The sequence below is a fragment of the Methylobacterium sp. J-090 genome (genome assembly GCF_022829345.1).
Classification (GTDB): Bacteria; Pseudomonadota; Alphaproteobacteria; order Rhizobiales; family Beijerinckiaceae; genus Methylobacterium.
Genome location: NZ_JAKSXV010000044.1, coordinates 83,334 through 93,879, shown reverse-complemented (window position 1 = coordinate 93,879; position 10,546 = coordinate 83,334). Strand labels below are relative to the sequence as shown.

9 protein-coding genes are annotated in these 10,546 nt (G+C 71.1%); 4 read left to right on the top strand and 5 right to left on the bottom strand.

Annotated elements, in window-relative coordinates; genetic code table 11:
* Positions 1 to 320 precede the first annotated feature (320 nt).
* Positions 321 to 1,235 (bottom strand): LysR family transcriptional regulator, encoded by a 915-nt coding sequence (locus MKK49_RS07505; protein WP_244027456.1) that lies wholly within the window; start codon positions 1,233 to 1,235, stop codon positions 321 to 323.
* 90 nt (positions 1,236 to 1,325) lie between these two features.
* Here MKK49_RS07505 and MKK49_RS07500 point away from each other — a divergent pair, with 90 nt between their 5' ends.
* The 4 genes from MKK49_RS07500 (at position 1,326) to MKK49_RS07485 (ending at position 7,020) form a co-directional block, all read left to right on the top strand.
* On the top strand, positions 1,326 to 2,264 hold the full coding sequence (locus MKK49_RS07500) for an NAD(P)H-binding protein (protein WP_279595381.1): 939 nt from the start codon (positions 1,326 to 1,328) through the stop codon (positions 2,262 to 2,264).
* A 401-nt stretch (positions 2,265 to 2,665) separates the two neighbouring features.
* The gene (locus MKK49_RS07495; protein WP_244027454.1) at positions 2,666 to 3,094 is read left to right on the top strand and encodes a hypothetical protein; all 429 of its coding nucleotides are present in this window, start codon (positions 2,666 to 2,668) and stop codon (positions 3,092 to 3,094) included.
* Positions 3,095 to 3,271: 177 nt separating this feature from the next.
* A complete protein-coding gene (locus MKK49_RS07490; protein WP_244027452.1) occupies positions 3,272 to 4,774 on the top strand; it encodes a DUF2252 domain-containing protein in 1,503 nt (500 codons plus the stop codon).
* Between the two features lie 77 nt (positions 4,775 to 4,851).
* Positions 4,852 to 7,020, top strand: coding sequence for a helicase-related protein (locus MKK49_RS07485; RefSeq protein WP_244027451.1), 2,169 nt, complete (start codon positions 4,852 to 4,854; stop codon positions 7,018 to 7,020).
* Between the two features lie 299 nt (positions 7,021 to 7,319).
* On the opposite strand, the gene MKK49_RS07480 is transcribed toward MKK49_RS07485, so the two are convergent.
* The 4 genes from MKK49_RS07480 to hemB all read right to left on the bottom strand — a co-directional run bounded on the left by MKK49_RS07480 (position 7,320) and on the right by hemB (position 10,522).
* The gene (locus MKK49_RS07480; protein ID WP_244027450.1) at positions 7,320 to 8,066 is read right to left on the bottom strand and encodes an arginyltransferase; all 747 of its coding nucleotides are present in this window, start codon (positions 8,064 to 8,066) and stop codon (positions 7,320 to 7,322) included.
* Between the two features lie 119 nt (positions 8,067 to 8,185).
* Positions 8,186 to 8,611, bottom strand: coding sequence for an RDD family protein (locus MKK49_RS07475; RefSeq protein ID WP_244027468.1), 426 nt, complete (start codon positions 8,609 to 8,611; stop codon positions 8,186 to 8,188).
* Positions 8,612 to 8,745: 134 nt separating this feature from the next.
* The gene (locus tag MKK49_RS07470; RefSeq protein WP_244027449.1) at positions 8,746 to 9,120 is read right to left on the bottom strand and encodes a hypothetical protein; all 375 of its coding nucleotides are present in this window, start codon (positions 9,118 to 9,120) and stop codon (positions 8,746 to 8,748) included.
* A gap of 340 nt (positions 9,121 to 9,460) precedes the next feature.
* The gene (gene hemB, locus MKK49_RS07465) at positions 9,461 to 10,522 is read right to left on the bottom strand and encodes a porphobilinogen synthase (protein ID WP_244027448.1); all 1,062 of its coding nucleotides are present in this window, start codon (positions 10,520 to 10,522) and stop codon (positions 9,461 to 9,463) included.
* Positions 10,523 to 10,546 lie beyond the last annotated feature (24 nt).

Below are 10,546 nucleotides of genomic sequence, written 5' to 3'. Positions count from 1 at the left end.
GGCGGGGGCGGGGGGGGGGGCGGTTGGGTGTCCCCCCCACACAACCCTCTACTGCGCCAAACAAACACCCTCCAAGAGGAGACCCACCGGTTCGCCCCGCGGCGTCTTCTAACACACCCCCCGCAGGGTTTTGGGATTTTTAGGGAAGAAAAAGTTGGGGGTTGGGGGGGGTTTTGGGTTATAAAAAAAGAAGTAGAGTGTGGTTTGGGGAGGGGGGGGGGGGGAAATACGCCCCCCCTTTCTTTTTTTGGCGGGGGCCCCCCCCCCCGGGGGGGGGGGGGGGGGGGGGAGCCTCCGTTCTCATTTTTCGCCCGCTCGTTTCACGCCGTCCGCTGCGTGGAGGCGTGATCGGAGCAGTAGGCCTGGAAGGCGGCCACGAGGTGCGTGAACAGCGCGTCGATCCGGGCGCTGCGCCGCACGTCCTCATGCGCGACGATCCACGTGTCGAGGGCGTGCACGATGCGGTTCGGCAACACGCGCACGAGGCCCCGGTCACCGACCGGTATCTGCACCACGCCGATGCCGAGGCCGGCGCGCAGTGCGGCAAGTTGCGCCGGATGGCTGTCGCTGCGCACGGCAAAGTGAAACGGGCCGCCCGCCTCCCGGCTCAGCGCGTTTAGGATCGCGAGGTCCACCTGCGCACGATCGGGCCCGATCAGGGCGTGCCGGAGCAGGTCCGCGATGGTTTCAGGAGCATCATTTCGCGCGAGATAGGCGGGCGTGGCGAAGAAGCCGAGCGGTATGCGTCCCACATGCCGCGCCACGAGCGAACCCTGACTCGGCCTTGTCATCCGCACGGCAATGTCGGCCTCCTGTCCGGCCAAGTCGGCGTTGACGTTGGTGAGAAGCAGTTCGACGGTGAGACGCGGGTGTCGCTCACGCAGGCTCGCGAGCATCGGCGGCATAACCTCAATCCCGACGAAATCCGACACGCTGAGCCGAACCGGCCCCGCGATCTCGGACGCCGCGCCCGCGGCCTCGCGACGGAACGCTTCGGACGCGTAGGCCATCCGCCGGACATGCTCCGACAATCTGAGTGCTTCCGGCGTCGGCGCGAGCCCGTTCACGCCTCGAACGAAGAGCGGCTGGTCGATCGCGCGCTCGAGCGCCTCGATCCGGTTCCGCACGGTGGGCTGGGTGAGGCCGAGCGCCCGCGCCGCAGCGGACAAGCTGCCTGTGTCGAGCACTGCGAGAAAGGCGCGTTGATCATCCCAGGCGCGATCGGTGCTACCCATCGAAATTCGATAGGCAGCCCATCGAAGCTCGTCAATGTTCTTAGGCCCCGGCCCACGGCATCACGTCCGGATGGTGAGAGGATCTCGACGATGACGCGGGCTTTGGTGCTTGGGGTGACGGGTGGCATCGGCGGTGCGGTGACACGGAGGATGCTGGCTCGGGGGTGGCGGGTCACTGCACTCGTGCGAGATCAGGCACGGGCGGCGGAGACCTGGGGCACATCGGCAGCGCCGGATTGGCAGGCCGGAGACGCTATGACCCGAGCGGATGTCGTCCGCGCGGCAATGGGCGCTTCGGTCATCATCCACGCGGTGAACCCACCCGGATATCGGAACTGGGAACGGCTGGTCCTGCCGATGCTCGACAACACGATCGTGGCGGCGCGAAGTGCCGGTGCTCGGGTGATGCTGCCGGGCACGCTCTACAACTACGACCCGTCGGCCACTCCGGTGATCGACGAGAGGACCCCGCAACGTCCGCCGGGCCGCAAGGGAACGGTCCGCGTCGAGATGGAGAGGCGCCTGATGGAGGCCGCTCCGGATGTGCGGAGCCTCGTCGTACGGGCGGGCGACTTCTTCGGTCCGGGGGCGAGGCAGAGTTGGTTCGCGCAGGCCTTTGCCAAGCCTCCGCTCACGCGAATCATGAACCCCGGCACACCGAGGGTCGGCCATGCTTGGGCGTTCCTGCCTGACCTCGCCGAGACCATCGTGCGCCTGATCGAACTGCCACCGGATCGTCTGCGGCCGTGTGAACGACTTCAGTTCCCCGGCCACGACATTGCCGATGGCAGCGAAATTGTTGCCGCAATCCGCCGGGCCACGGGGCGTCCGGACCTCCCCGAACGTCACTTCCCCTGGGCGCTGATGCGGGCACTGGCCCCCTTCGGAGGGTTTCCGCGCGAGGTTCTGGAGGTGCGCCCGTTCTGGCAGTATCCCATGCGCCTCGACGGACGGCGATTGAGGGAACTCGTCGGCGATTTGCCATGCACGTCCCTCGATGCCGCGGTCGCAAGCGCATTGAACGCGTGACTGTTTCCGGGAGGCACGGCTCGCCTCATCATCGTCGGCGGCCGCGGCGGCCTCCCCGGGGTGCCGGTGTCCGCCATGATCGACCGCTAGGCTCAGGCCCCCGGCCCGCCACGGACTACGCCGCGCTGTTCGGCGCGGCGTTCTTCGCGGCGATGCCCCTGCGCGTGGCTGCCTCGACGCGGCGCAGTTCGCGATGGGGCGACGCCGAGTCCGGTCGGGGGACGGAACTGGCCCCATCCTCACGGTCCGGCGATCCACCGGCACCGCCGGCGGGGGATGGCCATCGCGGCGCGAATCAGCGCCTCCTCCGGGGCCGGGTCGCGGCTGGCCGTGACCCGTTCGAGGAGGAGCAGGCGGGATTGGCGGCACGAGGGGCAGGTGGGGCTCGGGCGGCGACGGACTTGCCGGCCACGGACCGGACGATCCGGCGGGTGACGCGCGAACTGCGCCGCCTGGAAGCCCTGGCCGCGCGGCGGCGCGGGCGCGTGCGGATGATGCGGGCCCTGCGCGGGCTCGGCGGCGCGGGCGCGACCTTCGCGGCCCTGGTCAAACTCAAGCTCGCGGCGTCCGTCGGCCTGAAGATCGGCCTCGCGATCCTCGTCGGCCTCGGCCTCGCCTGGCCGTTCGTCGCCCTGGCGCTCCTCGCCCTGATGGGCCTCGTGCTGGCCATCCTCAGCCTGTTCGACGGCGGCGGTGCGGGCGATGTCGGTTGCCCGGACGCGTCCTGCTGCGACAGGCGGGAGCGGCGGGCGGCCCGGCTCAAGCAGCTGATCGCAACCCGGCGGGCCTGGCTAGAGGCGGCGGCAGCGTCCCCGGAACCCCCCTCCTGATCGGCGCTGAAGGCCCCGGCGCGCCGGATGTCCGACCCGCGAGGGGTCGGGATGCGACATCGCGGACGGCCCGAGCCACGTCCCAAGACCCGGCTTTAATCCCCTGGACGGCAACGATGTGGCATGGCTCCGGTTGTCGTCGCGGCAAGGGCACGGGTCGGGGATACGGGTCAGGACATGGAACGGTCGAACGACTTTGCCGGGCAGGAGCGCCCGCTTCCCGAGCCCGACACGGTGGAAACCGTCGGGGAGGCCGAGGCCGTGGTCCTCGAACCCCTGGCCGACTATCCCCGGATCGACCTGCGCGGCGCCGGCGAGCCGTGGGAGAAGCGCCGCGCCGCCGGCAAGGTCCTGCGCGAGACCGTGCCGCATGACAGCCACGCCCCGCTGTTCCTGCCGCAGGACCGGCCCGATCCCGTCAGCCTCATCGAGGGGGCCCACGAGGGGCGCCAGGCCCACCTCGTCCCGCTCCGGGTGGCGCGCATGGCGAGTTCGCCCTTCGCCTTCCTGCGGGGCGCCGCCCACGTCATGGCCTGGGACCTCGCGCAGACGCCCCGCAGCGGCATCCTGGTGGCGATGAACGGCGACGCCCACATCTCGAATTTCGGCCTGTTCGGCACGCCCCAGCGCGACGTGGTCCTCGACCTCAACGATTTCGACGAGGTCACCATCGGCCCGTGGGAATGGGACCTGAAGCGCCTCGTCGCCAGCATCGAGGTGGCGGCGCGGGGCGATGACGTCCCGCCGGCCGAGCGCCGCGCGGCGGTGGTCGCGGCGGTGGGCGGCTACCAGCACACCATGACGGATCTAGCGCCCCAGGGCCCCCTCGACGTCTGGCAGCACTCGGCCCGGGCCGACAACCTCGACTTTTCGGGCATCCGGATCGACGCCGAATCGCAGGCGGTGGTGCGCAAAGCCGTCGAGAAGGCGCGCAAGCGCAACAACCAGACCCTGCTGGCCCGCGTCGGGGAGCGCCGGGTCGATGGCGGCTGGCGCTTTCGCGAGGACCCGCCGATCCTCACCCGCGTCGACAACGAGACCCGCGAGGCGGTGATCTCGGGCCTCGAGCACTACGCCGACACCCTGCCGCGCGAGCGCCGGTTCATGCTGAGCCGCTACCACGTGGTCGACGTCGCCCACCGGGTCGTCGGCGTCGGCAGCGTCGGCACCCGCGCCTACGTCGCCCTGCTCTGCGGCAACTCGGATCAGGACGTGCTCTTCCTCCAGGTGAAGGAGGCCGTGCGCCCGGCCCACGCGCCGTATCTCCCCGGCATGCCCGAGCCCTATGCCAGCCACGAGGGCGAGCGGGTGATCTACGGCCAGCGCCTGCTCCAGGCGGTGGGCGATCCCCTGCTCGGCTGGACCACCATCGCCGACCGGCCGTTCTACGTGCGGCAGATGAAGAACATGAAGGGCGAGATCCCGGTCTCGTGCATGACCGGGCAGCCGCTCCTGTACTTCTCCTGGGCCTACGGCGCCCTGCTGGCCCGGGCGCACGCCCGCACCGGCGATGCCGCCGCCATCGCGGGCTATTGCGGCAAGGACCGCCACGCCGACCTGCGCGAGGCCCTGGCCGACTGGGCCGACGCCTACGGCGAGCGCAATCAGGCCGACTACGAGACCTTCCTCGCCGCCATCGCCGACGGGCGCCTGGAGGCGGCGCCCGACCCGCATCTGTGACGATCCGCCGGGCCTAACCGGTGGGCGGGGTCGTCCGGGACGCTTGATTCTCCGGCGTGCCCCCGGGAGGGTGGAGCATGGCGCGCCGCATTCACCGGACCACGGATTTCCTCGCCGACGCCCTGCACAGGCTCGGGATCGCGGCGGGCGCCGTAGACCGGGACGCCCTGCGCGACCGCCTTGGCCTGCCGGAGCTCGGCGGGGTCTGCGAGGACGCGGCCGTGGCTCAAGCCCTGCGCGCCTCGGACGCGCAGAGAAACTTCGCCCGCGACGGCGTGCCCGTCCTCGCCAAAGCGATCCCGGCCCTGCGGGCGGAGGCCGATCCGGACGGGACCCTGCATTGGCGAATCCGCGTCCTGTGTCCGCTGCTGGACGACAACCGCCTCGATCTGCGCATCGACACCGTGCCGGATCCGGACGCCGCCGAGATCCTCGCCGAGATGGCGCTGGGCAACGACCCGGCTTGGGCGGTCGACGCCCTGCGGGCGCGGGTGACCCAGGTCGCCGGCCGCACCCGGGGCGCCCTCAACCGCACGATCCTGCGCCTGCGCGACCAGATCCGCGCCGACATGGCCGAGACCGGCGCCGACGCCGTCACCTACATCGCCCATCTCGACCGCTCCCTGCGCTCGCGCGTCTTCACCGACGGGCCCGACGTGGCGGGCGCCATCCTCGACACCCTGAAGAGCGTGCGCGCCCGGGGCCGGGTGGTGGCGCAGGAGGCCTCCGGCACCCGGCGCCTGCGCGACCGGGCGGGCTTCGGCAGCTATATCGACAAGTTCGCCGCCGCCCGGCGCCTCGGCCGGCGCATCGTCTTCCACATGGGGCCGACGAATTCGGGCAAGACCTACGCGGCCCTGGAGGCCCTGGCGAAGGCCTCGACCGGCACCTACCTCGCGCCCCTGCGGCTGCTGGCTCTCGAGAACTACGAGAACTTGCTGGAGCGCGGCCTGCGCGCCGGCATGGTCACGGGCGAGGAGATTTTGGGCGAGCCCGACCCGACCCACACCGCCCGCACCATTGAGACCGCCGACCTCCGCCGGCCCATCGAGGTCGCGGTCATCGACGAGATCCAGATGCTGTCCGACCCCGACCGGGGCTGGGCCTGGACCAACGCCCTGTTCGGCATTCCCGCCCGCCTCGTCATCGTCTGCGGCGCCGAGGACGCCCTCTCGGCCGTGCGGCGCGCGGCGGAGGCCGCCGGCGAATCGCTCGACGTCGTCACCTTCACGCGCAAGACGCCCCTGGTCGCCCTCGACGCGCCCGTGCCCCTGGAGGCGGTCGAGCCCGGCGACGCCGTCGTGGCGTTCTCGCGCCGGGCCGTGCACGAGAACCGCGCGATCCTGGTGGCCGCCGGGCGCTCCGTCGCCACCATCTACGGCGCCCTGTCGCCGGAGGTGCGCCGGGCCGAGGCGGCGCGTTTCCGCGACAAGCAAGCGGAGGTGCTGGTCACCACCGACGCCATCGGCATGGGCCTCAACCTCGGCCCCCTCAAGCGCGTGATCTTCGCCGCCGTGCGCAAATGGGACGGCACGGCGGAACGCGCGCTCACCAACGCCGAGATCCGCCAGATCGCCGGCCGGGCCGGGCGCTTCGGACATCAGGAGGCGGGCTACGTCGCCGCCACCGACGACGACGGCCTCGGACCGATCCGCGACGCCCTGTCGGGCGCGCCGACGGCGCCGGCCGCCGACACGCGGTTCTTCGTCCGGCCCGACCTCGCCGCCATCGAGGCGGCCGCCGCCGAACTCGGCACGGACTCCCTCGGCACCGTGATGGCGCATTTCGCCCGCGCGACCTTCTACGACGGCTCGCCGTTCCAGCCCTCGGCCCTGGAGGAGTTCCTGGGCGCGGCCGAGGCGGTGGACCGGGTGGCCCTGCCGATCCGGGAAAAGTTCGCCTTCGCGGTCACGCCCATCGACCGGCGCGACCCCATCGCCGTCGAGATCGTCGCGCGCTGGGTCCAGGCCCGGGCCCTGGGCGCCACCGTGCCGGCCCTGCGCGCCGACCCCCAGGGCGATCTGGTCTATCAGGAGCGCACCGTGCGCCTCGCCAGCGCGTACTTGTGGCTCGCCCGGCGCTTTCCGGAGACGTTCGACGACGTCGCGGCCATGCGGGCCGTGCGCGAACGCGCCAACGCGTCCATCGAGCGGACGCTCAGGGAGACGGCGACGCTGAGGGTGACGCAACGCGCCCGGGACAAGGCCTCAGACAAGACAGAGGAAGCGCGGGCAGCCCCCTCCTGAAAGGCAGGGCGATCGCAGATGAACCACGACGGGCCCCCTCTCCTGTTTGGGAGAGGGTTGGGGTGAGGGTCGTGGACTGTCCGGAGAGTTCGCACACCTCACCCCAACCCACTCCTTCCAGGAGAGGGAGCCTGTCGCGACTGTTCGAAGCGCTTTGCTTCGCGTTCGAGCGCCGGGAAAACCCATCTGCGATCGCCCTGCCTTTCAGGAGAGGGACCCGCGCTGCCTGCAAGATGTGTGAAGACGGTAGCCCGCAGAGGGGAGGGAAATGAGCTTGGCCTCACCCACCCCCCAAAAGCTCACTCCACCCGCTGCCAGCCCGGACCCATGAGCCGTTCCTGGGGGGTGAACTTCGCTTTGTAGTCCATCTTGCGGGAGCCCTCGACCCAGTAGCCGAGGTAGAGGTAGGGCAGGCCGAGATCGCGGGCGCGGCGGATGTGGTCGAGGATCATCAGGGTGCCAAGCGAGCGGTGCGCCTCCGCCGGATCGTAGAACGAGTAGACCATGGACAACCCGTCCGAGAGCACGTCCGTGAGGCAGAGGGCGATGGTGGGGCCGAGGCCGCGCCCGTTGATCGCCGTGTCGGGCCCGCGCCGGCGATAGGCGACGAGGTGGGTGTCGACGTGGCTGTCCTCGATCATCATGGCGTAGTCGAGCACGGTCATGTCCACCATGCCGCCGTCGCCGTGGCGGGCGTCGAGGTAGCGCCGGAACAGAGCGTACTGCTCGGAGGCCGGCCGGTTCGGCTCGGGCGACCCGATCAGGTCGGCGTTGCGCTGGAGGATGCGGCGCTGGCTCGCGGACGGGGTGAAGTCGGCCACCACCACCCGCACGGAGATGCAGGCGCGGCAGGTCTCGCAGGCCGGCCGGTAGGCGATGGTCTGCGAGCGGCGGAAGCCGCCCTGGGTCAGGATCTCGTTGAGGTCGCGGGCCCGGCGCCCGACGAGGTGCGTGAACACCTTCCGCTCCTCCTGCCCCGGCAGGTAGGGGCAGGCGGACGGGGCCGTCAGGTAGAATTGCGGGGTGTCGCGGGAATGGCTCGTCACGCTGTGGGTCGCTCGCGGCCTCGGAACGCGCACCGCGCCCCAAGCGCCGAGTGTATCCACAACCTCGGCCGGCTCAACACCCGCACGCGCCCGGCACCGAGGATTTTCTCGACCCGGCCTCAGCCCGCCCGCACGACGGCGAGGCCGAGGAGCAGGTCATGGCCGAGCCGACGGTCGGGACGCACGAGGCCGATGACCACGTCGAGGGCCCAGAGCAGGAAGGTCGAGATCGCCACGTAGAACAGCAGGGCGTGCACCGCCGCCGTGATCATGTCGACACGCGTGCCGGCCTGGTTCACCACCCGCAGGCCCATCATCCGCATGCCCCAGGTGCCCTGGCCGGCGCCGCCGACCGTGACGGCGCTGTAGAGGATGCCGCTCGCCGGCAGCACCGCGAACAGGGTCCAGCCGAGCCCGAAGGTGAGGGCGCCGACCACGGTGATCAGGAGCGTCAGGAGCGCCGTGAACCCGAAGATGAACAGGATGTCGAGGAGGTAGGCGACGAAGCGCGCGCCGAGACTCGCCCGGACCACGGGCAGGGCCATGGGGGCGCCGTAGGCGGTGCGGGTGGGGTCGGCGTAACCGGTGGGGGATTCGAGCATGGGGCGCTCCTCGGGCGGGGCGGCTTTCGATGCTCTTCCAAGTGGGCGTGGCCCGGGCGAATCTCAAGATCGTCCGGTCAAGGTCCGCCCGACCCCGGATCGGCGGCGGCGGCCTCGGGCGTATCGAGGTAGTAGTGCTTCAGGAGATGGAGCGCGGCGCCGCTCAGCGGCCCGTGCTCCGTGGTCACCGCCAGAAGTTCGGCCCCCGGCCCGAAGCCGCACACGATCCAGCGCTGGCGCGCGGCCTGGGTGGACGGGCCCGTGACCGCGTAGTCGACCCGCAGGTCGTCGGGCGTCGGCCCGGCGCCGATGCGCAGGACCTTCGGAATCGTGCCAGGGGGCGCCAGGGCCGGCACCGCCCGGCGGCAGGTGGTGGCCCGCTGCCGGTCGACGGAACTCTCGCAGGCCGTGAGGGCGAGGAGTGCGAGGAGCCCGAAACGGGCCGGCTTCATCCGAGATCCGTTCGATCGCTTCGGATCGCGTGGTCGCGACCGGCTCCCTCTCCTTCCAGGCAGGGCCATCGCAAATGAACCGCGACGGGCCCCCTCTCCTGTTTGGGAGAGGGTTGGGGTGAGGGTCGTGGACGCTCCGGAGAGTTCGCACACCTCACCCCAACCCTCTCCTTCCAGGAGAGGGGGCCTGTCGCGACCGTTCGAAGCGCTTTGCCTCGCCGTTCGAACGCCGGGAAAACTCATCTGCGATCGCCCGCCCCGGAAGGAGAGGGGACCCACGCCCCACCTCATTCTTCAGCGGTACGCGGGATCGGTCGAACCGATCCGGGCGGCAACCGCCTCACGCCCCGGCGCGCAGCCGCTCGGCCACGCGGGGCGCGTAGTAGGTCAGTACGCCGTCCGCACCCGCGCGCTTGAACGCCAGGAGGCTCTCGACCATGGCGCGCTCGCCGTCGAGCCAGCCGTTGCGGGCGGCGGCCTCGATCATCGCGTACTCGCCCGACACCTGATAGGCGAAGGTCGGCACCCCGAATTCGTCCTTCACCCGGCGGATGATGTCGAGATAGGGCAGGCCGGGCTTCACCATCACCGAATCGGCGCCCTCGGCGAGGTCGAGGGCGACCTCGCGCAGGGCCTCCGACGAGTTGCCGGGGTCCATCTGATAGGTGCGCTTGTCGCCCACCAGCGCCGCCTGCGTGCCGATGGCATCCCGGAACGGCCCGTAGAAGGCGCTCGCGTACTTCGCCGCGTAGGCCATGATCTGCACGTCGCGAAACCCGGCCCGGTCGAGGCCGGCCCGGATGGCGCCGACGCGCCCGTCCATCATGTCGGACGGCGCGATGATGTCGGCGCCCGCCTCCGCCTGGATCAGGCTCTGCTCGACGAGGAGCGCCACGGTCTCGTCGTTGAGGATGGCGCCGTCCCGCAGGAGGCCGTCATGGCCGTGGCTGGTGTAGGGATCGAGGGCGACGTCGGTCATCAGCCCGAGTTCGGGCACGGCCTTCTTCACCGCCCGCACAGCCCGGCACACGAGGTTTTCGCAGTTCAGGGACTCGGAGCCGGTGGGATCGCGCAAGGCCGGTTCGGTGTAGGGAAAGAACGAGATCGCCGGGATGCCGAGCCGCGCCGCGCCTTCGGCCGCGCGCACGATCTCGTCGACGCTCAGGCGCTCGACGCCCGGCATCGACGCGATGGGCTCGCGCCGGCCGGTCCCCTCGATCACGAAGAGCGGCCAGATCAGGTCGTCCACCGTGAGCGTATGCTCGCGCACGAGGCGGCGCGACCACTCGGCCTTGCGGTTGCGGCGCGGGCGCTGGGTGATGCCGAGGCCCCCCGAGGGACGGGCGCTCTCCGCCGCGGCTTCGACGGCGAGGGGGCGCGGGGTCGGCATTTCGTCGGGCATGGTGTTCGGGCTCGCGGCATCGCC

Bases quoted from the DNA above. Each gene is read 5' to 3' on its own strand.
- hemB (WP_244027448.1), bottom strand. From the start codon at position 10,522: ATGCCCGACGAAATGCCGACCCCGCGCCCCCTCGCCGTCGAAGCCGCG.
- MKK49_RS07475 (WP_244027468.1), bottom strand. From the start codon at position 8,611: ATGGCCCTGCCCGTGGTCCGGGCGAGTCTCGGCGCGCGCTTCGTCGCC.
- MKK49_RS07490 (WP_244027452.1), top strand. From the start codon at position 3,272: ATGGAACGGTCGAACGACTTTGCCGGGCAGGAGCGCCCGCTTCCCGAG.
- MKK49_RS07500 (WP_279595381.1), top strand. From the start codon at position 1,326: ATGACGCGGGCTTTGGTGCTTGGGGTGACGGGTGGCATCGGCGGTGCG.
- MKK49_RS07485 (WP_244027451.1), top strand. From the start codon at position 4,852: ATGGCGCGCCGCATTCACCGGACCACGGATTTCCTCGCCGACGCCCTG.
- MKK49_RS07470 (WP_244027449.1), bottom strand. From the start codon at position 9,120: ATGAAGCCGGCCCGTTTCGGGCTCCTCGCACTCCTCGCCCTCACGGCC.
- MKK49_RS07505 (WP_244027456.1), bottom strand. From the start codon at position 1,235: ATGGGTAGCACCGATCGCGCCTGGGATGATCAACGCGCCTTTCTCGCA.